Origin of the sequence: Armatimonas sp. (genome assembly GCF_043757465.1) — a bacterium.
Taxonomy (GTDB): Bacteria; Armatimonadota; Armatimonadia; order Armatimonadales; family Armatimonadaceae; genus Armatimonas.
In genome coordinates, this window is sequence record NZ_JAYVPL010000002.1 from 15764 (window position 1) to 40867 (window position 25104).

Sequence of the window (25104 nt, forward strand, 5' to 3'; positions counted from 1 at the left end):
GGCCGCCGTGGCGTTTTGCCAGGCGGCCCAAATTCTGTCTGAAAGGAGGCGGTTCCTTATGTCAAAGCCTATCGTCGCCATCGTTGGCCGCCCCAACGTCGGCAAGTCTACTCTCTTTAATCGTCTCACCGGCAAGCGAATTGCCATTGTGGAGGACACCCCAGGAATCACACGCGATCGGCTCTATGCTGAGGGCGAGTGGAACGGGCGCAACTACACCCTCATTGATACCGGGGGAATCAGCATGGACGAAGACGATCCCATGCAGGCGCAGGTGCGTATCCAAGCCGAGATCGCGATGGAAGAGGCAGACGTCATTTTGATGCTCTGTGATGCCGCTCAGGGAGTCACGCCCAACGATCAAGAGCTCGCCAACGAGCTACGGGGTGCCGTGGACGTGCCACTCTTCGTGGTGGTCAATAAGTCTGATAATCCGAACCGCGATCAAGAGGCGATGGAGTTCTATAGCCTTGGCCTCGGAGAGATCTACCCGGTATCCGCGATCTCCAGCCGTGGTGTTGGGGATCTGCTAGACCAAGTGGTTGCCGCATTTCCGCCCGAGCAACCCGAAGACGACGACACGGAGACGATCAAGATCGCGCTTGTCGGGCGACCTAACGTGGGCAAATCGTCTATGGTCAATGCGATTCTAGGGGAAGAGCGCACCATTGTCTCCCCCATTGCCGGAACCACGCGCGATGCCATTGATACCTACTTCGAGTTCGAGGGCAAGCGCCTTCTGCTCATTGACACCGCGGGTATTCGGCGCTCGGGCAAGATCCAGGGCACGGTTGAGTACTACTCCGTGCTCCGCGCCCAGCGTGCAGTCGAGCGCTGCGATGTTGCCATTACCGTGATTGATAGTATCGAGGGGCTTCTTGATGGCGATAAACGCGTCTTAGGCATGGCCCATGAGGACGGGAAAGCCAGCGTCATTTGTGTCAATAAGTGGGATGTCGGGCGCAAAGGTATCCTCGAAGAAAACACAGGCAAGAATCCCATGAGAATCTTTACCCAGAAGCTGCGCGATGAGCTGCCTTTTGCTCCCTATGCCCCCGTGGCGTACTGTTCAGCGCTGAAATCTACGGGAATCGGTGCCTTTTTGGAGACGGCGATCTCCGCCGCCAACAACCATGCGATGCGCATTCCCACGGGGGAGCTCAACCGGCTTGTTCGCGACGCGGTGGACTCTCGTCCCTACAACACCAAGGGCCGCTCGCTGAAAGTCAAGTACGCCACGATGGCCGCCGTCAAGCCGCCCACCATCGTGCTGTTCGTCAATGACCCGGAGCTGATGCACTTCTCGTACCAGCGCTACTTAGAGAATCAGATCCGCAAGACCTATAGCCTGGAAGGCACGCCGATCAAGATCATCTGCCGCAAGGCTGGTAAAGATCGCGACGACGAGTAAGCACTCCCCAAAAAAAGCCCCCCGTCGAGGTTGCTCAACGGGGGGCTTTTTTGATTGGAATCTAGTGGATATACCGGCCAGCGGTGAGCCAGAAGAGAACTCCCGAAATGAGCATGGTCACGGGGAGAGTGAGCACCCAGGCGATCAGGATATTTCGGATTGTCTTCGCCTGAATCCCGGATCGGTTTGCGACCATCGTTCCCGCAATCCCCGACGAAAGAATATGCGTCGTCGAGACAGGGGTAGCAAGCCGATCCGCGGCCATGATTGTGAGCATCGCTGTCAGTTCCGCGGCGGCTCCCTGGCCATAGTTCAGGTGGGCCTTACCGATTTTCTCTCCAACCGTCACGACGATGCGCTTCCAGCCAAACATTGTCCCAATTCCTAGTGCAATGGCAACCGCAACGGTTACCCAAGGGGTCACAAACTCAACCGTGGCTTTGATTTCTTTTTGTCCCTTATCAAGCAGCTCTTTATCATCGGTGCTGAGTCCCTTGGTCTTGGCGACTTTCTTGAGTGCGGAGGCGGCCTTCAGGACTTCTTTACGCAGCTCGGCTTGGCTGGCCAGCGGTAGCTCGGTGAGAGTGGTACGGTTGGTAAGAAGTTCCTGAATTTTGTGGAGGCGCTTGTCGGCCTCGGCAGCTTTTTCGTCCTTGGCAAGTTCCGGGCGCTCAACGAGAGTCTCGACCTGTTGAACCACGCTGAGCGTGCTGGCGATCTTCTCAGCGTTAAAGTTCGGGCTGACCGTGAACTGGTTAGGCATCAGTGCGATCAGAACCAACATCATCAGCCCGATGCCTTTCTGGCCATCGTTAGAACCATGCGCATAGCTAACTCCTGTGCAAGTTCCAATCAGAAGCAAGCGAACTGGCCAGGGAGGCGGAGCGTGGTCGTCCATGTTCTCTGGAGACTGGAACAGCTCAGGGCGCTTGATGAGCAGTTTCATTCCCAGAAAGATCAGGGCGGCCACGCAGAAGCCAATCAGCGGGGCGACGGCTAGCCCTTTGAGGGTATCGTAGAATTTTTCGAGGTTGACATCTTTATGAGCAAGTATTCCCCAAGTAATCCCGACGCCCGTGATCGAGCCAATCAGCGTGTGCGAGCTTGAGGCGGGCAGACCCACAAACCAAGTCGCCAGGTTCCAGAGAACGGCAGTGATCAAAATCGAGAGGAGCATCCAGATCCCCATCGCGCCACTTGCCCCCACCAACATATCTGTGGGAATCAGCCCGACGATCTTAAAGGCGACGCCCGCACCGGCACCGAGGACACTTATCACACCCAGAAAGTTGACCATACCCGACCAGAGCACGGCAACGGTCGGCTTGAGGGAGCGCGTGTAGATCACGGTCGCGACAGCATTGGCGGTGTCATGAAACCCATTGACAAACTCAAAGCCCAACGCGATCACCAGGCAGAGCACCAGCAGGCTGATTGTTGTAAAGTCCATAGCTACTTCTATGATCGCACTCTCTCCGTAGTAAAATATTAAGCGTTTGTTAAATATTGACTTAATCTCTCTGATTTGATTAAGAAATCAGTACTTAATCCTTGCTTAACAGAAACAGCTTTACCTCACCTTAAACTAGCACTCAGAATGAAACACACTTTTAATCTCCTGGCAACATCTCTTATGATTCTTACCTTAGTTCCTCTCGTCTTTGCCCAAGTCCCTACGGCCAAGACTCCTCAAACACAGACGCCCACTGTTGATCAGCAGAAAGCACTTGAGGCCCTCGCCAAGTTTAAGGTCAGTGGCTATCTACAGCTTCGCTACGATGCGTTGATCGGGGATGCCTCACTCTTTAAGAATCAAGGCGGCGGCGGAACAGGGTCACGTCCTACCACCGGGGCTCCCCATGTTGGCGGAACCTCGCAGGGCTTTGTCTTGCGACGAGGACGCTTCAAACTAGACGGCGTCTTAAACCCTAAAGATGCCTTCGCTTTTCAGTTTGATTTTGGTACGGCTGGGCCACTTCACCTGCGCGATATGTACGTAGATATTAAGAGTGGCCTGCCTCATCACTGGCAGCTTCGCGTCGGTCAGTTCCCGCCGCAGTTCACCTACATTCTGCCCTCGACTAGCCGTGTTCGTGAAGCCCCTGAGCGAGCACTGGGTTTCTCAGATAGCAGCAATGCCAACTTCATCTTTAAGGACACTATCTCTGCGACCGGGGGAGCCGTTACTCCTGGCACCGTCCTTCCGTTTCTCCTAAACCAGGACCGCGATCAGGGGGCGATGTTCACCTACAAAGCCAAGCGAGCTACGAGTTACTTTGGACTCTTTAACGGCGAGGGCCGCGATAATGCGGGTCAGCGCCCGATCAATGGGAATCTCACGTTCATGGGGCGGGTTGAGCAGCGCATCCCCACTGAGAAAGGCGATGTTTTTGTAGGCGGCTCTCGCTACGATGGGCAGTGGCCCGCACGTGCCACGGCTCCCGTGGGCACGACGGTCGCGGATTTTAAGAACGCCGCACGCCGCATGACGGCTCTTGAAGCCCGTTGGGTTGGCAAGAACGGCACCGAGCTACGCTACGAGCGCCTTGATGGCCGCTACGATGTCACGCCTGACCGCTCGCTCTATCTGGGCAACAATAAAGTCCATGCCTGGTACGCTACTGTCCGCCAACCTATCGCGGCACATACCATCGCATCCCTAACCTACGATGTCTTTGACCCGACCAGCCAGACCGTGGCGGGCCTGACTCCGGAAGAGTACCGGCGCAAAACCATCCAAGGGGGTATCTTGCATCAGCTCGCTCCCGGAACCCGCCTGCGCCTCTGGTATGTCCAAGGCCTCACCCCCTACGATCCGTCGGCAGCGGTAGGCACAGCGGCACGAAAGAAGCTGGGCCAGGTCATCGGTGAGATCCAGGTCGAGTACTAAAGGCAAACTTCTTAAACAAAGCTTAATCGCGTATTAAAGGCGACTTAAATTAAGCCCCCTGAAAAACACCTATGATACATCTAGCTATGCGAAACTTTAAATTTTCACTCACACTTCTGCCGCTTGCATTGGCGGCAACTGCACAGGCCCAAGTATCTGGAGCAGGCGCAACTTTCCCTGAGCTTCTCTACAATAACTGGGCGAAAGAGTACAAAGCCTCCGGTGGAGTCGCCGTAAACTACCAGGGAATCGGCTCGGGAGGTGGCATCAAGGCTATCACCGCAAAGACTGTTGATTTTGGTGCCTCGGATAGTCCGATGAACGCCGAGGAGCGTCAGGGAGCACCGAAAATCCTGCACCTTCCCATGTGCGCGGGTGCCGTTGTGGTTGCCTACAATGCACCGGGAGTTCCCAATGGCCTTAAACTGACAGGGGCCGTTATCGCGGATATCTTTCTACACAAAATCATCACCTGGAACGATGGGCGTATCGCGGGGTTAAACCCGAGCATTAAGCTTCCTGCAAGCCGAATTGTTACCGTAAGCCGCTCCGATAGCTCGGGTACCACGGCGATCTTCACTAACTATTTAGCAAAAGTTAGCCCCGTTTTCAAGACAGGAATCGGTGAAGGAAAGTCCGTCAACTGGACTAAAGGGGGCCTGGCAGGGAAAGGTAACCCCGGTGTCGCGGCATTTATTAAGCAGACTCCAGGGGCGATTGGCTATATCGAACTCGCTTTTGCGGATAAGAATGCCATCACTTATGCTCATGTGCAGAATCTGCAGAAGAACTTCTCCGCGCCCACGCTAGCAAGTACTTCTGCAGCGGTGGCTGGGGTAAAGCTTCCTGCCGATTTTTGCGCCATGGCAACCAATACGAGCGATCCCAATGGCTATCCCATCACAGGCTTCACCTGGATTTTGCTCTACCCAGATGCCAAGCCAGAAGTCAAGAGATTTCTTCACTGGTGTCTGACCACAGGCCAGAAATCGGCAGCAAAGTACGACTATGCCCCACTTCCCGCAGGTGTTCAGAGCCGCGTCCTCAATGCTCTGAAGAAAATCGGAGGCTAGGGCCTCGTGGCCCTGATCTTCTCAAGTGGCTCGAAAGGCACGATGCACTCACCCAGCATACAAAACATCCGTAGCAATAGCCGTCGGGGAGACAAGATCTACCTGGGAGTGCTGGGCTTTGCGGCGCTAGTGCTCTTTGTGCTGATTGTCGGGATTGCTGCAACGCTGGCTTGGCAGTCCCGACTGAGCCTTCAGGCGACGGGCTTGAAGTTCGTCACGCTCTCCGTGTGGGACGATGCGGCGGGTGTCTATGGCATCTGGCCGTTTCTGTTTGGGACGCTCTACTCCTCGCTGCTTGCCTTACTTCTGGCGGTTCCCATCAGCCTCGGTGCGGCGATCTTTCTGGCCGAGCTCTGCCCCAAGTGGCTACGCACCCCGATTACATTTCTCATCGAGCTACTCGCCGCCATTCCCTCAGTGGTCTACGGCCTCTGGGGAATCTTTGTCCTTACCCCGTTTCTGCGCGACAAGCTCATGACACCGCTTGCGGGAAAGAATATTCCGCTTCTCTCAGGCGCGGGCTACGGGCCTTCGATGCTCACCGCAGGGGTGATCCTGGCAATCATGATCCTGCCTTTTATTACCGCAGTGAGTCGCGATATTCTCCAGGCGATCCCCAAAGCCCAGCGCGAAGCGTCCTATGGGCTGGGAGGAACCAAGTGGGAGACGATCTCCAAAGTCGTACTGCCCTACTCGCGCTCGGGAATTATCGGAGCTGTGATGCTCGGTCTGGGCCGAGCGTTTGGGGAGACCATGGCCGTCACCATGGTAATTGGCAATCAACCCGCCCAAACCGACTCGGGGATTAGTTTTAATCTCTTTGAGCCGGGATACACGATGTCCAGTGCGCTTGCTAATAAATTCAATGAAGCACAGCCAGGACTCAGCACCTCAGCGCTGATCGAGATCGGCCTCGTGCTCTTTCTTGTCGCGGTATTTATCAATACGCTTGCCCGTATTCTCGTGCGCTACACCGGAAAGAGCGTGAACAAATGAGCCTCTACGCCACCGATAGCCGGGTAAAACTGCGCCGTGCCCAGAGCCTTCTCATGCTCTCGCTCTGTAGTCTCGCGGCGCTGATGGGCATTATGGTATTGGGGCTTGTGCTCTACTTTCTCGCCCTGCGCGGGCTCAGCCATCTTAACCTCAAGCTCTTCACCGTAGCGTCGGGCGATGGCGATGGCTTTGCGCAGAGCATTCGTGGGACACTACAAATTTTGGGAGTCGCCTGCGCCATTGCGGTGCCCGTTGGCATCCTGGGCGGCATCTACCAGCAGGAATCCAAAGGCACGTTCGCCAGCACAGTTCGTTTTCTCACCGATGTACTCAACGGCATTCCCTCGATTGTGATCGGTATCTTTGTCTATGCCGCGCTGGTGCTGCCCATCTCGCAGGCCTCTCCGGGCAAGGGCTATAGCGGCTGGGCAGGTGGTGTCGCGCTGGCGATCATGATGCTCCCGCTGATCATGCGCACTACTGAGGAGATGCTACGCTTAGTCCCAAGTGCCCTCTCCGAAGCCTCACTCGGCTTGGGGGCAACGCGCTGGCGGACAATGCTCTCGGTGGTGCTTCCGGCGGCTAGGGGCGGTATTCTCACCGGAATCCTGCTTGCCGTCGCGCGCGTGGCGGGTGAGACCGCGCCGCTCATCTTTACCATCTTAGGCAATGAGTTTATGGGGAAGATGGACGGCCAGGTGGACGCGCTTCCTCTGCGCCTCTTTAAGTACGCCACGGATGTGGACGAGAAACACAACAAGATCGCTTGGGCTGCTGCACTAACACTGATCTTGATGGTGCTCTTGATGAGTATTGTCGCTCGCCTCGCGACTCGAAGCCGGATGCAGGAAGATAAATAAAGATGAATTTTAACGTAACAAATAGTAAAGACGAAGAGATTTTCCCAAGTGTTATCGCCTCGATTGATTCTCACGATCTGCCGGATGCTCCTATGGATATCTGTATCGCCGCGCAGAACATTGACTTTCACTACGGCAGCTTTCAGGCACTAAAGGGGATCACACTTCCCATCGCCCGCAAGAGTGTCACGGCGTTTATCGGACCGTCTGGCTGCGGCAAGTCCACGTTTCTACGGACGATCAACCGCATGAATGATCTCATTGATGGCACGCGCCTCACGGGCAAACTGACTTTAGATGGTGAGGATCTCTACGACCCACGCGTGGATGTGGTGCTCCTGCGCAAGAAAGTCGGGATGGTCTTCCAGAAGCCCAACCCGTTTCCGATGAGTATCTACGACAATGTTGCGTATGGCCCAAGGATTCACGGCATACGCAGCCGTAAAGATCTAGAAGGACTGGTAGAGAAATGCCTGCACCAGTCGGCGCTCTGGGACGAAGTGAAGGACAAGCTCAAGCAGTCCGCGCTCGCTCTCTCTGGTGGCCAGCAGCAGCGCCTCTGTATCGCCCGTGCACTCGCGGTGTCTCCCGAAGTCTTGCTGATGGACGAGCCCTGCTCCGCGCTCGATCCTAATTCCACACACCGCATTGAGCTACTCATCAACGAGCTGCGCAAAGACTACACCATTGTGATTGTTACGCACAACATGCAGCAGGCCGCCCGCGTCTCCGAGTACGCGGGATTCTTCCTCAAAGGCGAGCTCAAAGAGTTTACGACAACCCAAAAGATCTTCAGCACCCCGAGCCAGAAAGAGACCGACGACTACATCAATGGTCGTTTTGGTTAGGTGTTCCTATTGGGCTAGGTGCCATCATCGGTGAAACGAAACTCTTCAAAGTAGACCTCACCCGATTTGACCAGTTCTCGAAAGTGCCGCTGATTTTCCGAGAGCTGGCAGGGTTAGGTTCACCCTCCTACTATAACGTTTCGCGGGGGGCGAGTGGTACTCAAATAGGCTCCCCAAACGGTAAAGGGAAGTGTGTAGTTGCCTTCATCGGAAAGTTTATGGATCAGGATCTCGGAGGCCTCTTCGGCATCCGGGGAGTACCATGGGCGCAACGTCCCGAGGCGAGTAGAGGTATCTGGCTTGACAGAAGTCAGAGGGGTGGTGAGCATACCCGTGCGCACTTCAACCCCATGCCGTGCCTCAAGATAGGAGCGGAAGAGATGAAACTCTTCTTCACGGAAAAGCTCATTAACAAGCCGCTCAGCACGCGTACAAGCAATTTCGGTGAGCCCACGATAGCCTAAAATAAGCTTTGTGTAGTCTCCGATTGGTTCGGTACGCTCTGGGATAAACCAATGGAAAGTGATCTTCCCCCGCCCTGGGCCAACCAGGGCGGGTAAGACACTATACGGAAGGTAAAGCTTACGGTCCGATGCACTCGTTCCCGTAGCCGCACCAGGTGGAATTGGAACGGGAGCTGGCATAGTAAACCGGAACTACCGGCGACCTTTCCGTGCGCTCTTGTAGCGCGATGTCCCCTTATCACGGCGTGGCGCAGGGCCACCTTCCGTGGAAGGAGTTTGTGGACGAGAAAGCTGTGACATCAAATCGACTGCCTTCCCACAACGGGAGCAGAAATAGGCGTTGCGACTGATTGCCGACGGCGGAATGCTTGAGCGAAAATCACAAGCCGGACAGACGACTATAATTTCACGTCGCCCACCCAGGAAGGGTGGGTTACTCAAAACTAGTACCGCCCGCCGCGCCCACCACCGCCACCACCGCCGTAACCACCACCGCCGCCGCCACCAGAGCGACCGCCACCGCCACCGCCACCGCTTCGCTCTTCACGAGGACGCGCTTCGTTGACGGTCAGGTTGCGACCACCAAGGGAGTAACCATTGAAACGAGAAATAGCATCGCGTGCCTCAGCATCGTTAGGCATTTCGACAAAGGCAAAGCCCTTGCTCTCATTGGTGAAACGATCCTGAACGACATGAGCGTCGCTGACGGCACCTGCCTGCTCGAAGAGGGAACGCAGGCTATCGCCGGTGGCACTATAGGGGAGCCCCCCCACAAAAATACGCATAACACAGTCTCCTGTTGACCCTGGGAAAAATCGTGCAGCACGGGAGCGAACAGAAGAGCAGAGGGAGCAAGAAGCAGACGATCCACTTGAGCTGTCAGTTCAGATACCAGTGAGAGTAGGTCACCTCCCACTTGGAGCACAGTACCGAGTGTATCAGACAAATTTATTTGCTGCCACACAAGGAATTAGATAGCATTGTGTAGAACTAGCCCTCAACCTTGTTTTGGAGGAACGTTTATGCAACGACCGCATCGTCCCCGAGGGTTTACCCTCATTGAACTTCTAGTGGTTATCGCGATCATCGCGATTCTGGCCGCCATTCTCTTCCCTGTTTTTGCACGTGCACGGGAACAAGCTCGCAAGACAACCTGCCTGTCTAACCTAAAGCAGATCGGTACATCCATGATGATGTATGTCCAAGACTACGACGAAACCTATCCCTGGCTCATGATGGATGGGCGTAATAACAACCGTACCACCGGTCTCAGTCAGAATATGATCAATGTTGCCTCGCCTGCGCTAAACGGGGTTCGCGGACTGTTCCTAGAATACACTCTACAGCCCTACGTCAAGAACCTGGGGCTCTTTGGTTGCCCCACTTTGCGTCCCACGATTCCGGCGCTCGATGGCAGTGGCCTCCCGATGCATACCATGGGCTCGTATGCCTATTCCTACGGTGGAATCGGTGCAACTCCCTCTCCCGGCGGCGGAACTCCTCTGGAGCTCTTCCTGCGCCTCGTCGGCCCGTCTCTGGGAGCTCCCTACAACGATAACAACCCACAAAACCACTTCATTGCCGGACAGTCCATGGCAGTGGTGGGCCAGCCAGCCAAGACCATCATGGCCTTCTGCGACTCCTACGGGGCCCATGCCGCTGTCAGAGATGCCCAGGTGATTCCCGCATCGTTTGGAGGAACGGGTGAAAACGCCGTGGGAGCGACGGTGGGAGTCTTTGCGGATGGACACGCGCTCTTTAAGAACGGAAAGTTCCTGGACCTCGTGCGCATCGTCATGGAGCCTCTGAATCAATGAAACAGTCGCTCCCGACCGGTGTTATTATTGGCGTAATCGCTCTGCTCGTGATCGGGCTGGGCCTGCTGATCTGGAAACAGACCCAGAGTACGGTCGAGCGTGATTCCCAGGGAAATCTTGTCACCGGCATTGATATCAGTAAGATAAAGAGTCCCGCTGAGATCAAGGCGGATATGGACAAGATGGTTCGGGACGAGAAAGCGGCCAAGGGCACTCGCTAAAACCAACACTTGCCCGCCGAGGGATTTTAATCCCCGGCGGGTTTTGGTTCCTCGGGACGCAGGCTCTCCAGCGAGCCAAGCCCTCGAAGGGAGGGCCACTTCGCCGCCACCCCACTCACGACCAGAACGGTTCCAATCCCACCCAGTACCACAGAGGTCACCGCTCCTAGCCAGCGAGCGACGTAGCCCGACTCTGCCGCGCCCAGCTCGTTGGAGATCCCGATAAACACGGAGTTTACCGCCGAGACGCGCCCCTGCATCTCTCTTGGTGTCTTGGCCTGCACCAGGGTATGACGCACCACCACACTGATATTGTCCGTGGCACCGGTGAGAGCCAAGGCAAGTAGCGAGAGATAGAAGTTCGTCGAGAGACCAAAGACAACGGTCGCTATCCCGAAGCCCGCCACAGCCCACAAAAGCGCGACACCAGCGCGCTTTAGTGGGGCACGGTAGGCAATAGTAAGTCCCACGATCAGGGCTCCTACCGCCGGAGCCGCCCGGAGCCAGCCCAGCCCCGCCGGACCAACATGGAGAATATCACGGGCATAGACCGGCAGTAGTGCCGTCGCACCACCAAAGAGCACCGCGAGCATATCCAGTGTCAGCGCCGCAAGAATCAGTGGCTGCCCGCGCACAAACGCCGCGCCCGCCGCGAGCCGGTGCACGATACCTTCTGCCGCCCCCCGGGTGATGAACAGCGGCGTGGGTCGCAGAAAAATCACGCAGAACCAGAATAGCCCCAGAGAGACCGCCGCGATGATATAACTCGGCCACGCGACATGAAACAGCGCCAGAAGTGCGCCCCCCACTGCCGGTCCCCCCAGCGAGGCAAGCTGCCAGCGTGATGTGTTCCAGGCAATGGCATTGGAGAGGGTTTCCTGGGAGACAAGCTGAGGCAAGAGGGCTGCGCGGGCGGGGTTCGCGACAGCCTGAAAGAGTGACTCCACTAGGAGCAATGCGTAAAGGCTCCAGATCGGGGCGCTCTTATAGGAAAGCCAGGCCAGCCCCAGCATACAGAGAAAAACAAACGGCAGTGTCCAGAGAAGAATCCGTCGCCGGTCTTTTCGGTCGGCCAGATCGCCTGCGGGGAGCGCGAGCGCCACGATAGGAATCGCCTGGAGCAGCCCCAGAAAGCCGAGCGCACCAGGGTCGTGGGTGCGCTCGTACAGCTCCCAGCCAAGCGCGACCGAGAAGATCTGCCCTCCAAACGCCGAGGCCAGCCCGCCCAAAGCAAAGAGACGGTAGTTTGCGGAGCGGAGGGCGGCGTAGGGATCACGGGGCATCATCACCCGAGTATACCGGTCAGCGCGGTACAATAAGACCATGTTCACAGGAATCGTTGAGGCAGTTGGGAAAATAGTGACGCTGGACTCAGGGCGTGACTCGGTGCGGCTAAGCGTATCGGCGGCGCGCATTGCTGAGGACGTGGCAATCGGCGACTCGGTGGCGGTAAACGGGGTTTGTCTGACGGTAGTTGAGATCGCTGCACCGCAGCTCACGTTTGAGGCGGTCTACGAGACACTGCGCCGGACGACACTGGGCCAGCGCCGTGTGGGCGATCCGGTAAACCTGGAGCGTGCCCTACAGACGAATGGGCGCTTCGGAGGGCATATTGTGCAAGGCCATATTGATGGTACCGGGCGCATCGCCTCGATCCGGCCCGTTGGGGATTCCTGGTTCGTTTATGTCGAGGCTTCGCAAGATCTACTGCGCTATGTTGTCACTAAAGGCAGTGTCTGTGTGGATGGCATCTCCCTTACGGTAATGGACGCCGATGACAAGGCATTCTCCCTCTCGATCATCCCCCATACTTGGGAGAACACCACGCTGAAAGACCGACGTGCAGGCGACTCGGTCAATATCGAGACCGATATTATTGGTAAGTACGTCGAGAAACTCATGGGCGGCTGGGCACCCGGCGGCGGGCGTGGCGTCACCCTAGACTTACTTGCTCGCAGCGGCTATATCGAGCCCGAGCCGGAGGCATCACGCCGATGGTAGAGCCTGAGTTCCACTTTGATCGGATAGAGGATGCCATTGAGGATCTGCGCGCCGGTAAGCTGATCATCTTGGTGGACGATGAAGACCGCGAGAACGAAGGAGACTTCGTGATGGCGGCACAGTTTGTGACGCCCGAGATCATCACCCTCATGAACCGCCGCGCCAGTGGGATTATTACGGTTCCAATGAGAGCGGAGCGTTTAGAGGAGCTAAGTATCCCGCCACAAGTGCAGGACAACACGGAGGCCATGCGCACCGCGTTCCATGTGGCTGTAGATGCCCGTGACGGCACCACAAGCGGCTCTAGCGCTCAGGACCGGGTGCGGACGATCCAGAAGCTCGCCGACCCGACCTCCGTTCCCGCTGATTTCAACCGCCCGGGCCATGTCAGCCCGCTCATGGCGCGCAACGGGGGAGTTCTGAAGCGCCCAGGTCATACGGAGGCAACAGTGGATCTCATGCGTCTGGCGGGGCTTCAGCCCGTGGGGGTGATCTGCGAGATCATGGGCGATGATGGCGAGATGCTGCGTCTGCCTGGTTTAGCAGCACTCGCCAGGGAGTTGAGGCTAAAGCTCTGCACGATTGCGGACTTGATCCGCTACCGCCGCCGCACCGAAAAACTCGTCAAGAAGCTTGCGGTTGCACAGCTTCCCACCCGGTTTGGGACATTTGCCGCTCACGCCTACATTAGCGAGGTGGATAACAACGAGTACTTAGCGCTGGTTCTGGGAGAGATCACCCCCAACGAGCCGGTTCTGTGCCGCATTCATAGCTCGTGTGTTACGGGGGATCTGCTGGGTTCGCTGCGCTGCGACTGTGGCGATCAGCTCCAGCTCGCGATGGAGAAAATCGCTGCCGAGGGCCGGGGGGTGCTGCTCTATATCGAGCAGGAGGGCCGTGGGATCGGGCTCGTCAATAAGATGCGCGCCTATGCCCTCCAAGATCAAGGCGCGGACACGCTCGATGCCAATACCATGCTGGGCTTCAAAGTGGACTCCCGTGACTACGGGATCGGGGCACAGATTCTCGTGGATCTGGGGCTACGCAAGCTGCGCCTCATGACCAACAACCCCGGAAAGCGCGATGGCCTCCAGGGCTTTGATCTCAATGTCACCGAGCGTGTCCCCTTGCCCATCACGGCAAATCCGCACAACGCTCGCTATTTAGAGACCAAACGCACCCGCATGGGCCACGACCTTCCCCCCGCTCCCTAGCGACGGCGGCGGTGCAGCGCGATGCCTCCCAGCAAAACAAACACTAAGCTGGCAGGCTCAGGGATTAATGCAAAGGGAGCTGGGTTTGACGCAAAGGTGCCTGTGCCATCCGCAGTAAAACTATTGATGTAGCTGTTACCATTCCTCGAAAAATCAGGTGTTGCCGCACTAAATGTCAAGGAATAGTCACGGCGCGTCGTGTTATCAAAGTGGACGAAGTCCGAGCTCATGGTTACCAAGTCACCAAGAACGCCGTTCTGTGAACCAGATAAACTGGGGTTGGTAGACCCATCATCACCTGACAAACGTCCCCCAAGACGCCCTGCATTTCCACCAGAGTTCGCCACCATTCTCAGTAATTCACTTTTACCATTCACCGGCGTATTCGCAGTAAAGACCATTGTGATATTAGTCATGGACTGACGTAGCGTCCCGCCTCCTAGATCCTCACCTGGGGCTCCGACGGAGGAGGTCAGTGTCATCGTAGCCGGGATGACAGTGGCGAAGCCAATGCCATTATATTCATTGTTCACCTGGTAGTAAAAGTTAATTGCCTGAGGGGCTGTCAGGTTGAATGTACTTAAGCTCCCCGCATTTGTAAAAGTATAGGGCCGAGTTCCGCCCGCTTGAGTGAAGTTCGCAAAAGTGGTGAGTTGCGCCTGAGCGGCAGTGGTGAGAAGAGCCATCACGGCTCCCAGAGTCAAATTCTTAACAATAACACGATTCATCTATAAAGACCTCCCGAAACTAATGCACATCACTTGATTCTTGCCAGCGGTGACTTTGCGGAATACGGCCTGATTATCGGCCCTTGAAATAGGAAACTGGAGATTGTTTTCCCCTGGTAACACGACCAGCCTCGGGCACACTAGGTCATGCGCATCACTTCCAAGGCGGGCCGCGCCCTTGTTTTGCTTAGGCACGATGGGAAGTCGTATGTACTGTTTGATCTCCAGACGCGCCCAACTAAACCGGCCAATCGCAACGATAAAACACTGAGCCTTAATGTAAAAGCTCACAACTTGGAACATTGCGTCGGGGTGAAACGTTCAGGAAGTATGCTGGCTGGAAATTTAAATCACTCGCTATCCGTGTTGATTCCCTGCGGGGGCGCACTGGCGATTGCGCTGCTGGGGGGACTCTCCCTGCTCTACCACTCGCGTTTTCGCTGGACAAGGAACCTCATGGTGCTCGGGCTGGGGCGGCAGGGCACCGGTGTCTATCGAGGGCGTGCCATTCAGGTCACGCGTCAGAGTAGCGCGGTGACGATCACGATCCGGATTCGCAACCCCGCCCGGCTCTACGATGAGCTGAGTAGCGAAGGAGTCGTGCCTGGCCTTCCCTGGATCAGCGAGATCGCCGCCATGCAGCTCAACACCCTTGCCTTCGCCCGCCGTGTCTGGGATCGGTGGCATATCCAGCTCAAGGGGGAGACTCTCCAGATCTCCTGCGCCACGGTTCGCCCCGAGCGCCTGCGCTTTCTACTCGATCTGGCGTGCGACTTAGCGGAAGGCATAGATCGGTTTGGCGAGGCACGCCCCGTGCTTCGTCTGCGGCGGCGTGCGGTCTAGAAGCCCAGACGTGATATAAAACCCTATCATGATGCAGACACTGGTAGGCCATACAAGCGCCGAACTGACGGAACTTCTCACTTTAAAAGGCCTTCCCGGCTACCGAGGCAAGCAGCTTGGCAAGGGACTGTACACGCGATTCTTACGCGATTTCGAGGGTTTCACCGATCTTCCCAAAGCCCTGCGCGAGCAGCTTGCCCAGGAATTCACCCTCGCCCCCTGCACGGAGCGTAGCATTCAGAGCGCACCCGACGGTACGGAAAAGTATCTTCTGAACCTCCCCGATGACGAAGTGATCGAGGCTGTTTATCTGCCCTACGACGAGCGGACATCGGTGTGTGTGTCGTCGCAAGTGGGCTGCCCGATGGCCTGCTCGTTTTGTGCTACGGGTACGGAGGGTTTGGCGCGCAATCTAACGGCAGGCGAGATCGTAGACCAGCTTTTGTTTATGCAGGCTAAACACCCCGAGCAGCGCATCTCCCACCTGGTGCTCATGGGCATGGGGGAGCCGCTCCTGAACCTACCCAACGTCCTCAAGGCACTGCGCCTGATCCACGACGAGGTCGGCCTTTCCTACCGCAATATCACGGTCTCCACGATTGGCGTCGTCCCCGCGATGGAGAAACTCGCGGCGGAAAACCTGCCCATTACGCTGGCTGTCTCGCTGCATGCTCCCAATAACGCCCTGCGCTCCGAGCTCGTGCCCCTCAACGAGAAGTACCCCATCAGCCGTCTTCTGGAGGCGTGTCGAGACTATGTGGAGGCCACGAGCCGCCGCATCACGTTCGAGTATGTCTTGATGGCGGGGATCAACGACACGGAAAAAGAAGCCCATGAGCTGGGTGTGCTGCTGCGCCGCCAGCCGCTCTGCGCCGTGAACACGATTCCCTACAACACTACCGATGTCGCTGCCCGCTACCAGCGCCCTACCCCGGAGGCCGCCCGGCTCTTCCGTGAGATCGTCGCCTCGTACGGGGTGAACATTACCCAGCGCTACGAAAAAGGCCACCGAATTGCCGCCGCCTGTGGACAGCTCAAGCGCTCCACTCTGAAGCTCGGCTCAACCATGCGTCCGCTGCCCCTCTTATCCGAAGTCCCGACGGAGGCAGTGCCGGAGCCCGCGGCGTGACCACAGATGAGTGGCGGGAAAAGCTCGCTGCTCTGCCCTCCAAAGAGATTCACCGCCTGCTCAAGAACGAGCCCGATGTCACGGCCAAGATTAGCACGGGGTTTCGTCCGGGTGCGGAGACGCTCAAGAATCCCATCGTCTTGAAGCGCCTCGCCGAGGCTCTGCCAAACAACCCAAAGCTCGCCGAGGCTCTTGAGGGCCTCGAACCCACCCCGGCTCCGCTCGCTCCTCGCTCTGCCGATCTTTCCTTGCCGCTGCCGCAACGCCCAGAGGGCACCCAGGTGGCCGCGAGCGGTGCGGGTGGCCGGGTCGGTTCAGACGAAAAGCTCCACATGAAGCTCAAAGAACTGCGAGCAGCTTTAAAAGACAAAGACACGCAGCTAGCCCAGCAAGCCGTCCGGCTAGCACAGCTAGAGAAAGAGCATGCTGCGACACTAGCCGAGCGAGACTCAGAGCGCCTGGCACGCGAAGCGGTCGCCGCCAAGCTTGAGCGCGAGCGCCGCCGAAAAGCACCCGATCCCGTCCCCGTCGCACCTTCCCGATCTGCCCCCCCTCTAACCGTCGCGCGCGCCCTGGGAGCGCCCCAAGGGGAGCAGGCAGGGTGGGTTCCCGAGGCCCTCACGCGCCTCCTCCTACGCGGCCACGATGTCACCGTCCTAGCCCTCAGCCACGAGCTTCTCACCGATGAGACACTTCCCGTGGCGGCACGCGCGGGAATCCAAGGAGTCTACGCTTTCACACTGGAGAGCCTCGGTGCCCCCGAAGCCCCGGAGCAGTGCCGCGCTGCCACCGACGCGTTTCTGAGTGCGGGACAGCTTCTCGAAGCCGGAGAAGCCCTGCGACGTTCCCTCACAAAGAACACACCGAGTGCCGCAGAGCGTGCCCTGCTCCAGCGGCTTCTGGCGCTCGCGGAGCGGCGGGGCGAGCTGGAAACGCTGGGACAGTGGGTTGCCAGCCAACGAAATACGCACCCTAGCGCTTTCGCCTGCCTCGGTAAAGCGCTAGAGAGTGCCGGCAAGAAATATGCCGGACTCCTGCCCACGGCCAGCAAAGCAAAGCTCGCGCCCGATGCAATGGTCGCACTTCCCACCTCGGCAAAGAGCGTGGCCAGTGTCACGGCGCGGCAACTCGTGACAGCGGTAGATGCGGGCGACGGCGCACGGATCACAAAAGCGCGTGCAGGAATCGCCGCACTGCGCACGGGTAATCCGAGCCTCGCCGAGGCGCTACTAGAGGCAATCGGGGCTCTCTCCGCTCCGGCGCTCATCACACTAACAGCGTTACGGCTCCGGCCCGTAATCGTGGACGCGTCTAATGTGGCACGGCACATCGCCGACCCGCTGGCGGCGCTCGTGGCGAAAAAACAAACGGCCTCGCTCGCGCAGCTTCTCCAGCTCCGTGAGTTTCTCCTGAGCCACGGGTTCTTTCCTGTACTTTGCATCGCCGATGCCAATCTGCGACATCTGGTGAGCGAGAAAGCGCTTTATGTCTCGCTGGTCGAGCGGCATATTATCCGTGAGACGCTCCCGGGAACCAGTGCCGACGAGCTGCTTCTGACCGAGGCCCACGCCCACAATGCGCCGCTGATCACCAACGATCGCCTAGCCGACTGGGGCAAGCAGGCGGAAGGCATCGAGCGGCTGGGCTTCACCGTTCATAAAAACGGTATCTGCCTTCTACCCTCGTGAGTTTGCACTTTGTGAGTTTGCACTTTGCGGTACAATCAGCTCAGACTGCGCTGCAAGGAAGACGCCATCATGGGTTGCTGGAAACAACATAGCCGTCGCGATTTCGTGAGAGTCGGCTCACTAGGGATGCTGGGGCTCTCGCTGGGGCTCTCCGATCTCTTTCGGTTAGAGAAAGCCTACGCGGCGGCTCCCAAAGCCAAGCACGTGATTCTGGTATGGCTCGACGGTGGCCCGCCGCAGCACGAGACTTTTGATCCCAAACCAAACGCGCCCTTGGGGATAAAAACGGAGATTGGGGCAATTAAAACCAATGTGCCCGGCCTGGAGATCTCCGAGCTGATGCCCCAGCTCGCCAAGCAGATGGACAAAGTGACACTGCTACGAACGCTGGCGCACGGCGAGGGTGCCCACGAGCGCGCCTGTCACTTACTGCTCACCGGCTGGACTCCCAACCCGTCGCTGGTCTACCCGGCCTTGGGCTCCGTGGTGGGAAAAGAGCTGGGCGGCGTGGGGCCGATGCCACCGTATGTCTCGATTCCCGGCAATAACTTCGCCTTTGGCTACGGGCAGTCCGGCTACTTAGAGGCGGCGTTCGGGCCATTCTCCGTGGGCGGCGATCCCAACGAGACAAACTTCTCCGTGCGCGATGTTGCGCTCCCAGGTGGCATAACCTTAGAGCGCCTTGAGGGACGACGCTCCCTGCTTGAGGCCGTGGATGGTGCGTTTCGGCGCTTCGAGAACACGCCCGAGAGCCACAGCCGCGATGAGTTCTACCACCGCGCCTACGACATGATCTCGTCGCCCGCCGCCAAGAAAGCCTTTGCCCTTCAGGAGGAGCCCAAGGAAGTGAGGGATCGCTACGGGCGTCATAGCATCGGGCAGGGCTGCCTCTTGGCGCGGCGGCTCGTGCAGGCGGGCGTGCGCTTCGTCACGGTCAGCCACGGCGGCTGGGACACGCACTCGGACCACGTGAAAGCCTGCAAGGGCTGGCTGGTTCCGCCTCTGGATCAAGGGCTCTCCGCACTGATCGAGGATCTGCACAAGACCGGCCTGCTCTCCGAGACTCTCGTGATCTGCATGGGAGAGTTCGGGCGGACGCCGCAGGTGAACGCGCTGGCGGGCCGCGACCACTGGCCGCAGACAGGCTGTGCGCTCTTCGCGGGTGCGGGTGTCCCCGGTGGGCAGGTGATCGGAAAGACCGATGACAAAGGCGGCGAGCCCAAAGAGCGCCCTGTCCATCCCAACGAGATCGCGGCGACGATCTTCGCCAAGCTCGGCATAGATGGTGAGAAAATCTACGACACACCCCAAGGCCGCCCGACGCGACTTTTGGACACGGGAGTGCCCCTCAAGGAACTCGGCTAATGCGGTGGTGCGCAGGGCTGCTAGCGACACTCCTTTCCCTGCCTGCCTTCGCCGCGCCCCGTGTGCTGGCGCTCTACCCCACGGGTGGTCAGCGCGGGCAGACCGTGAGCGTGACACTCTCTGGCGAGGCGCTCAAAGAGGTCAGTGGAGCCTGGGTGGCATCGCCGGGGCTTACCGTCACACTCCAGCCAGGCGGCGACGGGGCAACCCGCACGGCGCAGATCGCAATCGCACCCGATGCCGCGCCAGGCGTCTATGAGCTGCGCTTTCTGGATGCGACGGGGCTCTCTAACGTGCGCTATTTCCAGGTGGGGACGCTGCCCGAGGCGCTGGAGAAAGAGCCCAACGACGAAACCATGCCGCAGGCCGTCACGTTACCGCTCACGATCAATGGACGTATCTCACAGAACCCGGATCGGGACAGCTTCAAGTTCGCGGCAAAGGCGGGCGAAAAACTCGTCTGTGAGGTGAGTGGTCTGCGCGTGCTTGGCTCCGTCGGTGACTCCTGGCTGAAGGGCTACCTGGAGATTCGCGAGAGCAGCGGAAAGCTCGTGGCCGCCTCGGAGGGCACGAGTGATGATTACTACCGCTGGGACCCGCTGATTATCTTCACGCCCGAGAAAGACGGTGAGTACACCGCGACATTTCGCGATCTCAACTGGCGCGGCGATGTGCGCTCGGTTTATCGGCTCAGCCTTGGCGCGGTTCCCCACGCCACCGGAATCTTCCCGCTCGGTGGTCAGCGCGGCACCCGTGTGCTTGTCGCGGCGACGGGAGCGAATTTGAGTGCTCCTCAGATGATCGCGCTGCCCCTAGACGCCCCCGAGACGCAGCAGCTCACAGTAGGCACTGCGCTGAACGCCCGCCCGTTTCAGGCGAGCAACTGGCCCGAGGTGCTCGCTAAAGAGAGCTGCGACAGCCTCACTTCTGCCCAGAGTGTCCCTTGGCCCTGCGTGGTGAACGGTAAGTTCCGCGCGGGCAAGACCGACTTCTTCACGTTCAAGATCGAGCAGAAGCTCTATGCACCACTTGAAGTGTTCTCCCGACGTCTCGGCACTCCCGCCGACCCCGAGCTCGCGCTCTACGATGCCAAGGGAACCCTGCTCCAGGCCGACGACGACGGACGCGGCCAGGACGGCTGGATTCCGCGCGTTCTGGAACCCGGCCAGTACACGATTGCCGTCCGTGATCTGCATGGCCGGGGCGGCGATGCCTTCGGCTATCGTCTGCACCTCACGCCTGCCGTTCTCACCCTCGTTGCCACCGTCACGCCGGACACCAGCGCCCTCGCCCGTGGCAAGAGCCTCCCTCTCAGTATCAAGATCACCCGCGACCACTGGGACGACGACGTGAGCGTGACTCTCGCCCCCACGCCTGGCCTCAGCGCCGACACGCTCACGATCCCCAAGGGCAAGACCGAGGGCACCCTCACCGTCAAAGTCACCCCCGACGCCCCCCTCGGCCCCGTTCGTCTCTCTTTAATCGCTGCTGCCAAGCCCAATAACACCCCGCTGCGCACCGTCGCCCGAGGCCAGGAGACCTACAATATCCAGGGAACCGCCTTCCCCCGCGACACCCTCGGCCCCGTCCTGCTCCTGACCGAGAAGTAACCATGCCTCTCCAACAGCGCGCACCCGAAGAAGCCCTGGAGACAATCCACCGCTCCGTCCAGCCCCGAGCCCACCACCTGAAAACGATCCAAATACCCTGGAAGAGACTGGGAAAGTTCGGGGGCCGATTGACTCTCTTTTTGCTGACACTGCTGTTTCTGTCTGGCTTCTTTAATGGCAATCCGCCCACAGCGTTTATGTTCCTAGCAGGAGTCGCATTGATCTTGTGGCTCGCCTTCGCTTTCCTCGTTCCTCTCGTCTTTGTTTGCACCCTAGTTTTCAATCTGCCACGGGAGCGCGCCATTGCACAAACAACGGAGGCACTGAGCCCGATTCTCGGACTCTGCTGCCTGACAGAATCCATCCCCCCACTCCTTGATTTTCTCGTCTGGTTGGAACCGTCGGCGCCACCAGAACGCCTGCGCTCCCTTCATGCGGCGCTGGTGCGGATCTTGCCACGTGTTGGAGAGGATCAGTTACAGCAGATCCTGACTCCTGAGCGGCGACAGGCCCTACGGCTGGTCTGTGATCGGCTTGAGAACACGGAGCTCGCGACAGTGGCACTACTCGTTCTCGGCAGTGTTCAAGATAAGGCCACGGTTCCCCTCGCCCAGCGCCTCCGCAAAAGCCCGCTCACCTCCGATGCCGCCGAGGCTTTTTTAGACGCCATGCAGGCTACACGATGATGCAGCAGCGCACACAAGATCAGGAGCGCCTCTGGAAGCAGCTCCTTGAGCCGCAACAGACAAGCCTGAACCATGACGCACAGCTCCAAGCGCTGGGGTCGGAAGAGGCTGTCCGACTCCTCTACAATGCCGTCGCCCCTCGGCGAGAGGAGCTTCACCCTCCTACTACCACAAGCCTTGGCGTTCTGGGAATCATTCCGATGCTACTCCAGCTAGTTCCAAGTAAAGCTCTTCAGGTGATATTCATGGCACTTTTCCTGCTGAGCTTTCTTGGCACTCTCGTTTTTTTTCTCGTCGAATGCCAGAAGCGGCGGCGGCGCTCAGAGCGTCTCCTCAACACCCTCGGGGCTCTTGCGCCTAACTGCCGCAGCACCACACTGGTTCCAGAACTAATGGACTTTCTTCATTGGCTGGAGAACACGCCTGACTCCCTACCGAAAAGCGCTCTCCAACAAGCACTGGCACGGCTTCTGATTCGTGTCAGCGAGAACGAGCTAGAGGCGCTACTCACGAAGGAGCGACGGCAATTCCTACGCGCACTCTGCCGCCGCTCAAGTACACCGTCAACACTGGTTACGGCAGCTCTGCTGGTGCTGGGTTCGGTGAAGGATAGGGAAACCCTGCCCCTTGTGCACCGGCTCGTACAGAAGCGCCCTGATCTAGAAGACGCCGCTGAGGCGTTTTTAGACGCAGTGCGCTAAAATAAGCCAATGATCTCGACACAGGAAGAGTGCGTGGACTTTGTGAACACCGTCGGGCTGTGCGCCTGGAGTGCGGGAACGCCCCTGCCTTCCGTGGCGGAGCAGACACCATGGGGGGATCAGACGATGCTGCACACCTGGTTCTGGAAAGACGATCTGCATATCGCGAAGCGCCTCTACTACGGCCAGCTCTGGGGCGCGGGCACTCCCATCTTTGTCTCGCTCCGCCTCTTGCCCACTCTCATCGCCGCGCAAGGCGACTGTGATCCACGCGATCTCTACGAGAAAAACCGGCTGACGCGGGTGGCGCTCTCACTCTACGAACATATCGAGCGCCACGGCCCGACACCCAAGAAGGAGCTTCCCTACCCGCCTCACACCAGCCAGACTCCACCGCTCGTGCAGCTTCAGCAGCACTTTCTAATCACCAAAGTGGGGCTAACCGGGCGGACACGGGGAACCTACGGCTACCTCTGGGGCACGTGCGAGAGCTTCTTCCCCGAGGCATTCAAGGCGGCCAGCAAGCTTGCCGTCAGCGACGCGCGCCAGGCGCTTGCAGCGCATCTGGGCATGCCCGAAGCACGCGCGGGAAAGCTCCTGCGCTGGCAGGCAGTGGGCTAGCCATGCTCAACCAGCAAAACACCTCAAAAGTATATCCAGCGATAAAAGAGAAGCTCAGGCCCGTGCACCTCCCCCCGCCCGAGATTACTAAAGCTCTCGCGGGCCTGAGCGCGGACACCGCCGCGACCTACCTGTGTCGGTGCGCCATGGAAGAGGACTTCACTCGGCGCGGGCGCGAGAAAGTGACACTGATCTGGCTGGCAATGGGCCTGCTGGTCTGGACGGCGCTCAATGTCTCTTGGGGATCGGTTAGCACCATGGGCTGGCCGTTATTTCTGGTCGGCCCCCTCTTGATCAGCCTTGCAGTCTGGCTCACACAGCGGCGGTTTGGCCCCCTGCGCGACAATGCGCTCACGGGGTTAACACAGGTAATCTTAGAGGTGCATGAGCGTGAGACTCTGGAGCCTCTGTGCGAGGCCACGGCACTGCTCAACGGAGGAAAGCGTCTCTGGGAAGTGGAGATTGAGGCCGCACTGCGCACAACCATCGCCCGACTACTGACCCGGCTCTCAGCGGACGATGCAGCACTCCTCACAAATCCGGTTCGGGAGTTTTTACTGACCGCCATCACGGATAACCGCCACACGGAGCTGACGGTCGCCGCTCTCTTGACACTGGGCTCAGCGAGAGACGAGATTGCGCTCCCCCACGCCGAAATCCTACGCGCGAGCCTGATTGAGAATGTCCGGGAAGCGGCACTGGAGTACATTCAAGAGCTACAGGGCAGTTCCTAACGACAGATCAACACGAGTCCCTCGTCGTCGAGGTCTTCGAGCAGACGACCCGCCGCAAACGTGGCAAACTGGGGGCCGATCTCCCACTGGTAGCGTGCGATACGGTCACACTCCAACTGCATCAACATGCTTGCCCGCTCGCCACCCACAGCAGCTCCAACCAGGACACGCGTTCGCGCACCAAGCTGAGCGACCAGATCCACCGGGTCACCCGTCAGAAAAATTCCATCCTCTGTTACGACTCTCATCACACTATTAGTCGGCACCTCACTAATAATTCTTCAGATCCCCTTCGAACTATCCAGTACAATACGTAGTATGCCGCGACTGATCATTTTAGCGGGACCGAACGGGTCGGGGAAATCAACAATTGCACGGACATTTTTACCGGGGGGCATGCCCTATCTCAATGCGGATGAGATCGCCAAGGAGCTGCGTAAGTCTGACTCTCAGGGGGTGGAAGTGCGTGCGGGGCGCTTGCTCCTGGAGCACCTCGATGCGCTCGCAAACGAGGGGCAGGACTTTGCGCTAGAGACGACCCTCTCAGGGCGTGCACTGGCGGTGCGCGTTTCCCAACTGCGGGAGCGCGGCTACCAGGTACACCTCTATTTCCTCTATCTACCCAGCCCGGATATGGCCGTCGCCCGTGTCCGGCAGCGCGTCCGCACGGGAGGGCACTCGATTCCCGAACCCACGATCCGGCGGCGCTGGGAGAGTGGTCTGCGCTGTTTCTACGATCTCTACCAGCCGCTGGCCGATGAGTGGCTGGTGCTGGATAATTCAACCATCGAGGAACCGGACGTCATTGCGTACGGCACAACGCCACAACCTAAAGCGTGGCAGCAGATGAGAGCAAACTATGTCGAGCGACGAGTCAAAACCCAAGAAGCCCTTTGAGCTAAGCCATCTTCCGGTTGTCTTAAAAGCATTCAAAGCGGGCGTTGAGGCAGCCCTTGCGGAGCATAAACGCCACGATCAGTCCGTGGTGGTCTGGCGCGACGGCAAAGTGGTCGAGGTTCCTCCTGAGGAGATCCCCGACTTTCACGAAGAAAAACACGAAGAAAAACAAGATAAAGAAACAGAGAAAAAGGCGTAAGAGAGCAAAAGAGATGCAGACGCCCCTCCAGCCTATCTACGAGAAGATTATTCAGAGCTTTGCCCCCTGCCCTGAAAATTAAGACAGTCTGAATTCATGTGGTAGAAT

General features: G+C 58.4%; 26 protein-coding genes. 21 read left to right on the forward strand and 5 right to left on the reverse strand.

Translation table 11 applies throughout. From position 1 onward, the window contains the following. Positions 1-58 precede the first annotated feature (58 nt). On the forward strand, positions 59-1411 hold the full coding sequence (gene der / locus ACH2ED_RS00165) for a ribosome biogenesis GTPase Der (protein WP_395088049.1): 1353 nt from the start codon (positions 59-61) through the stop codon (positions 1409-1411). A 61-nt stretch (positions 1412-1472) separates the two neighbouring features. Here der and ACH2ED_RS00170 read toward each other — a convergent pair whose 3' ends face one another. Next, on the reverse strand, positions 1473-2861 hold the full coding sequence (locus ACH2ED_RS00170; RefSeq protein ID WP_395088051.1) for an inorganic phosphate transporter: 1389 nt from the start codon (positions 2859-2861) through the stop codon (positions 1473-1475). Between the two features lie 183 nt (positions 2862-3044). Here ACH2ED_RS00170 and ACH2ED_RS00175 point away from each other — a divergent pair, with 183 nt between their 5' ends. The 5 genes from ACH2ED_RS00175 (at position 3045) to pstB (ending at position 8078) form a co-directional block, all read left to right on the forward strand. After that, positions 3045-4301, forward strand: a complete 1257-nt coding sequence (locus tag ACH2ED_RS00175; RefSeq protein ID WP_395088053.1) for a porin — start codon at positions 3045-3047, stop codon at positions 4299-4301. A gap of 86 nt (positions 4302-4387) precedes the next feature. After that, positions 4388-5374, forward strand: a complete 987-nt coding sequence (gene pstS / locus ACH2ED_RS00180) for a phosphate ABC transporter substrate-binding protein PstS (protein WP_395088055.1) — start codon at positions 4388-4390, stop codon at positions 5372-5374. Between the two features lie 6 nt (positions 5375-5380). Continuing rightward, positions 5381-6370, forward strand: coding sequence for a phosphate ABC transporter permease subunit PstC (gene pstC / locus ACH2ED_RS00185; protein ID WP_395088057.1), 990 nt, complete (start codon positions 5381-5383; stop codon positions 6368-6370). Beyond that, positions 6367-7230 carry a phosphate ABC transporter permease PstA gene (gene pstA / locus ACH2ED_RS00190; RefSeq protein WP_395088059.1) on the forward strand — a complete coding sequence of 288 codons (864 nt, stop codon included), beginning with the start codon at positions 6367-6369 and terminating at the stop codon, positions 7228-7230. Before pstC ends, pstA begins: the two co-directional genes overlap by 4 nt. 92 nt (positions 7231-7322) lie before the next feature. Further along, positions 7323-8078, forward strand: a complete 756-nt coding sequence (gene pstB, locus ACH2ED_RS00195; protein WP_395088163.1) for a phosphate ABC transporter ATP-binding protein PstB — start codon at positions 7323-7325, stop codon at positions 8076-8078. A 907-nt stretch (positions 8079-8985) separates the two neighbouring features. On the opposite strand, the gene ACH2ED_RS00200 is transcribed toward pstB, so the two are convergent. After that, entirely contained in the window at positions 8986-9327 is a 342-nt protein-coding gene (locus ACH2ED_RS00200) for an RNA-binding protein (protein WP_309697925.1), read from the reverse strand. 237 nt (positions 9328-9564) lie between these two features. On the opposite strand from ACH2ED_RS00200, the gene ACH2ED_RS00205 reads away from it, so the two are divergent. Beyond that, positions 9565-10359, forward strand: coding sequence for a prepilin-type N-terminal cleavage/methylation domain-containing protein (locus ACH2ED_RS00205; RefSeq protein WP_395088061.1), 795 nt, complete (start codon positions 9565-9567; stop codon positions 10357-10359). After that, on the forward strand, positions 10356-10580 hold the full coding sequence (locus tag ACH2ED_RS00210; protein ID WP_395088063.1) for a hypothetical protein: 225 nt from the start codon (positions 10356-10358) through the stop codon (positions 10578-10580). The genes ACH2ED_RS00205 and ACH2ED_RS00210 overlap by 4 nt, the downstream gene beginning before the upstream one ends. 26 nt (positions 10581-10606) lie before the next feature. Here the strand turns inward: ACH2ED_RS00210 and ACH2ED_RS00215 are convergent, their stop codons facing one another. Then, positions 10607-11866, reverse strand: a complete 1260-nt coding sequence (locus tag ACH2ED_RS00215; RefSeq protein WP_395088064.1) for an MFS transporter — start codon at positions 11864-11866, stop codon at positions 10607-10609. A 37-nt stretch (positions 11867-11903) separates the two neighbouring features. Here ACH2ED_RS00215 and ACH2ED_RS00220 point away from each other — a divergent pair, with 37 nt between their 5' ends. Together ACH2ED_RS00220 and ACH2ED_RS00225 are read left to right on the forward strand one after the other, a co-directional pair. Then, positions 11904-12581, forward strand: a complete 678-nt coding sequence (locus tag ACH2ED_RS00220) for a riboflavin synthase (RefSeq protein WP_395088066.1) — start codon at positions 11904-11906, stop codon at positions 12579-12581. Then, on the forward strand, positions 12575-13795 hold the full coding sequence (locus ACH2ED_RS00225) for a bifunctional 3,4-dihydroxy-2-butanone-4-phosphate synthase/GTP cyclohydrolase II (protein WP_395088067.1): 1221 nt from the start codon (positions 12575-12577) through the stop codon (positions 13793-13795). The genes ACH2ED_RS00220 and ACH2ED_RS00225 overlap by 7 nt, the downstream gene beginning before the upstream one ends. Here the strand turns inward: ACH2ED_RS00225 and ACH2ED_RS00230 are convergent. Further along, positions 13792-14523, reverse strand: a complete 732-nt coding sequence (locus ACH2ED_RS00230) for a hypothetical protein (RefSeq protein ID WP_395088069.1) — start codon at positions 14521-14523, stop codon at positions 13792-13794. The two genes, ACH2ED_RS00225 and ACH2ED_RS00230, sit on opposite strands and share 4 nt — an antisense overlap. Before the next feature lie 363 nt (positions 14524-14886). Here ACH2ED_RS00230 and ACH2ED_RS00235 point away from each other — a divergent pair, with 363 nt between their 5' ends. The 9 genes from ACH2ED_RS00235 to ACH2ED_RS00275 all read left to right on the forward strand — a co-directional run bounded on the left by ACH2ED_RS00235 (position 14887) and on the right by ACH2ED_RS00275 (position 23900). Continuing rightward, complete coding sequence (locus ACH2ED_RS00235; protein WP_395088071.1) at positions 14887-15366, forward strand: hypothetical protein; 480 nt, start codon at positions 14887-14889, stop codon at positions 15364-15366. A 28-nt stretch (positions 15367-15394) separates the two neighbouring features. After that, positions 15395-16495: a 23S rRNA (adenine(2503)-C(2))-methyltransferase RlmN gene (gene rlmN, locus ACH2ED_RS00240; RefSeq protein WP_395088073.1), complete on the forward strand. Its 1101-nt coding sequence runs from the start codon at positions 15395-15397 to the stop codon at positions 16493-16495. Beyond that, on the forward strand, positions 16492-18183 hold the full coding sequence (locus ACH2ED_RS00245) for a hypothetical protein (protein ID WP_395088075.1): 1692 nt from the start codon (positions 16492-16494) through the stop codon (positions 18181-18183). The genes rlmN and ACH2ED_RS00245 overlap by 4 nt, the downstream gene beginning before the upstream one ends. Positions 18184-18252: 69 nt before the next feature. Further along, the gene (locus ACH2ED_RS00250) at positions 18253-19548 is read left to right on the forward strand and encodes a DUF1501 domain-containing protein (protein WP_395088077.1); all 1296 of its coding nucleotides are present in this window, start codon (positions 18253-18255) and stop codon (positions 19546-19548) included. After that, the gene (locus tag ACH2ED_RS00255; protein ID WP_395088079.1) at positions 19548-21158 is read left to right on the forward strand and encodes a hypothetical protein; all 1611 of its coding nucleotides are present in this window, start codon (positions 19548-19550) and stop codon (positions 21156-21158) included. Before ACH2ED_RS00250 ends, ACH2ED_RS00255 begins: the two co-directional genes overlap by 1 nt. Positions 21159-21160: 2 nt before the next feature. Further along, on the forward strand, positions 21161-21844 hold the full coding sequence (locus ACH2ED_RS00260; protein ID WP_395088081.1) for a hypothetical protein: 684 nt from the start codon (positions 21161-21163) through the stop codon (positions 21842-21844). After that, complete coding sequence (locus ACH2ED_RS00265; RefSeq protein WP_395088082.1) at positions 21841-22545, forward strand: hypothetical protein; 705 nt, start codon at positions 21841-21843, stop codon at positions 22543-22545. Before ACH2ED_RS00260 ends, ACH2ED_RS00265 begins: the two co-directional genes overlap by 4 nt. Before the next feature lie 9 nt (positions 22546-22554). Continuing rightward, positions 22555-23166: a hypothetical protein gene (locus tag ACH2ED_RS00270; RefSeq protein ID WP_395088084.1), complete on the forward strand. Its 612-nt coding sequence runs from the start codon at positions 22555-22557 to the stop codon at positions 23164-23166. 62 nt (positions 23167-23228) lie between these two features. Beyond that, the gene (locus ACH2ED_RS00275) at positions 23229-23900 is read left to right on the forward strand and encodes a hypothetical protein (RefSeq protein WP_395088085.1); all 672 of its coding nucleotides are present in this window, start codon (positions 23229-23231) and stop codon (positions 23898-23900) included. Here the strand turns inward: ACH2ED_RS00275 and ACH2ED_RS00280 are convergent. After that, positions 23897-24148: a hypothetical protein gene (locus tag ACH2ED_RS00280; RefSeq protein ID WP_395088087.1), complete on the reverse strand. Its 252-nt coding sequence runs from the start codon at positions 24146-24148 to the stop codon at positions 23897-23899. The genes ACH2ED_RS00275 and ACH2ED_RS00280 overlap by 4 nt on opposite strands. 70 nt (positions 24149-24218) lie before the next feature. On the opposite strand from ACH2ED_RS00280, the gene ACH2ED_RS00285 reads away from it, so the two are divergent. Then, positions 24219-24797, forward strand: a complete 579-nt coding sequence (locus ACH2ED_RS00285; protein ID WP_395088089.1) for a zeta toxin family protein — start codon at positions 24219-24221, stop codon at positions 24795-24797. Continuing rightward, on the forward strand, positions 24760-24996 hold the full coding sequence (locus tag ACH2ED_RS00290; protein ID WP_395088091.1) for a hypothetical protein: 237 nt from the start codon (positions 24760-24762) through the stop codon (positions 24994-24996). The genes ACH2ED_RS00285 and ACH2ED_RS00290 overlap by 38 nt, the downstream gene beginning before the upstream one ends. Positions 24997-25104: the final 108 nt, after the last annotated feature.

What these genes read in the sequence shown, in the direction of transcription:
- ACH2ED_RS00285 (WP_395088089.1), top strand. Translation starts at nt 24,219, where the DNA reads ATGCCGCGACTGATCATTTTAGCGGGACCGAACGGGTCGGGGAAATCA.
- pstS (WP_395088055.1), top strand. Translation starts at nt 4,388, where the DNA reads ATGCGAAACTTTAAATTTTCACTCACACTTCTGCCGCTTGCATTGGCG.
- ACH2ED_RS00280 (WP_395088087.1), bottom strand. Translation starts at nt 24,148, where the DNA reads ATGAGAGTCGTAACAGAGGATGGAATTTTTCTGACGGGTGACCCGGTG.
- ACH2ED_RS00230 (WP_395088069.1), bottom strand. Translation starts at nt 14,523, where the DNA reads ATGAATCGTGTTATTGTTAAGAATTTGACTCTGGGAGCCGTGATGGCT.
- ACH2ED_RS00225 (WP_395088067.1), top strand. Translation starts at nt 12,575, where the DNA reads ATGGTAGAGCCTGAGTTCCACTTTGATCGGATAGAGGATGCCATTGAG.
- pstA (WP_395088059.1), top strand. Translation starts at nt 6,367, where the DNA reads ATGAGCCTCTACGCCACCGATAGCCGGGTAAAACTGCGCCGTGCCCAG.
- ACH2ED_RS00250 (WP_395088077.1), top strand. Translation starts at nt 18,253, where the DNA reads ATGGGTTGCTGGAAACAACATAGCCGTCGCGATTTCGTGAGAGTCGGC.
- der (WP_395088049.1), top strand. Translation starts at nt 59, where the DNA reads ATGTCAAAGCCTATCGTCGCCATCGTTGGCCGCCCCAACGTCGGCAAG.
- rlmN (WP_395088073.1), top strand. Translation starts at nt 15,395, where the DNA reads ATGATGCAGACACTGGTAGGCCATACAAGCGCCGAACTGACGGAACTT.
- ACH2ED_RS00215 (WP_395088064.1), bottom strand. Translation starts at nt 11,866, where the DNA reads ATGATGCCCCGTGATCCCTACGCCGCCCTCCGCTCCGCAAACTACCGT.
- ACH2ED_RS00170 (WP_395088051.1), bottom strand. Translation starts at nt 2,861, where the DNA reads ATGGACTTTACAACAATCAGCCTGCTGGTGCTCTGCCTGGTGATCGCG.
- ACH2ED_RS00210 (WP_395088063.1), top strand. Translation starts at nt 10,356, where the DNA reads ATGAAACAGTCGCTCCCGACCGGTGTTATTATTGGCGTAATCGCTCTG.
- ACH2ED_RS00220 (WP_395088066.1), top strand. Translation starts at nt 11,904, where the DNA reads ATGTTCACAGGAATCGTTGAGGCAGTTGGGAAAATAGTGACGCTGGAC.
- pstB (WP_395088163.1), top strand. Translation starts at nt 7,323, where the DNA reads ATGGATATCTGTATCGCCGCGCAGAACATTGACTTTCACTACGGCAGC.
- ACH2ED_RS00290 (WP_395088091.1), top strand. Translation starts at nt 24,760, where the DNA reads ATGTCGAGCGACGAGTCAAAACCCAAGAAGCCCTTTGAGCTAAGCCAT.
- ACH2ED_RS00205 (WP_395088061.1), top strand. Translation starts at nt 9,565, where the DNA reads ATGCAACGACCGCATCGTCCCCGAGGGTTTACCCTCATTGAACTTCTA.
- ACH2ED_RS00260 (WP_395088081.1), top strand. Translation starts at nt 21,161, where the DNA reads ATGCCTCTCCAACAGCGCGCACCCGAAGAAGCCCTGGAGACAATCCAC.
- ACH2ED_RS00175 (WP_395088053.1), top strand. Translation starts at nt 3,045, where the DNA reads ATGATTCTTACCTTAGTTCCTCTCGTCTTTGCCCAAGTCCCTACGGCC.
- ACH2ED_RS00255 (WP_395088079.1), top strand. Translation starts at nt 19,548, where the DNA reads ATGCGGTGGTGCGCAGGGCTGCTAGCGACACTCCTTTCCCTGCCTGCC.
- ACH2ED_RS00200 (WP_309697925.1), bottom strand. Translation starts at nt 9,327, where the DNA reads ATGCGTATTTTTGTGGGGGGGCTCCCCTATAGTGCCACCGGCGATAGC.
- ACH2ED_RS00270 (WP_395088084.1), top strand. Translation starts at nt 22,555, where the DNA reads ATGATCTCGACACAGGAAGAGTGCGTGGACTTTGTGAACACCGTCGGG.
- ACH2ED_RS00265 (WP_395088082.1), top strand. Translation starts at nt 21,841, where the DNA reads ATGATGCAGCAGCGCACACAAGATCAGGAGCGCCTCTGGAAGCAGCTC.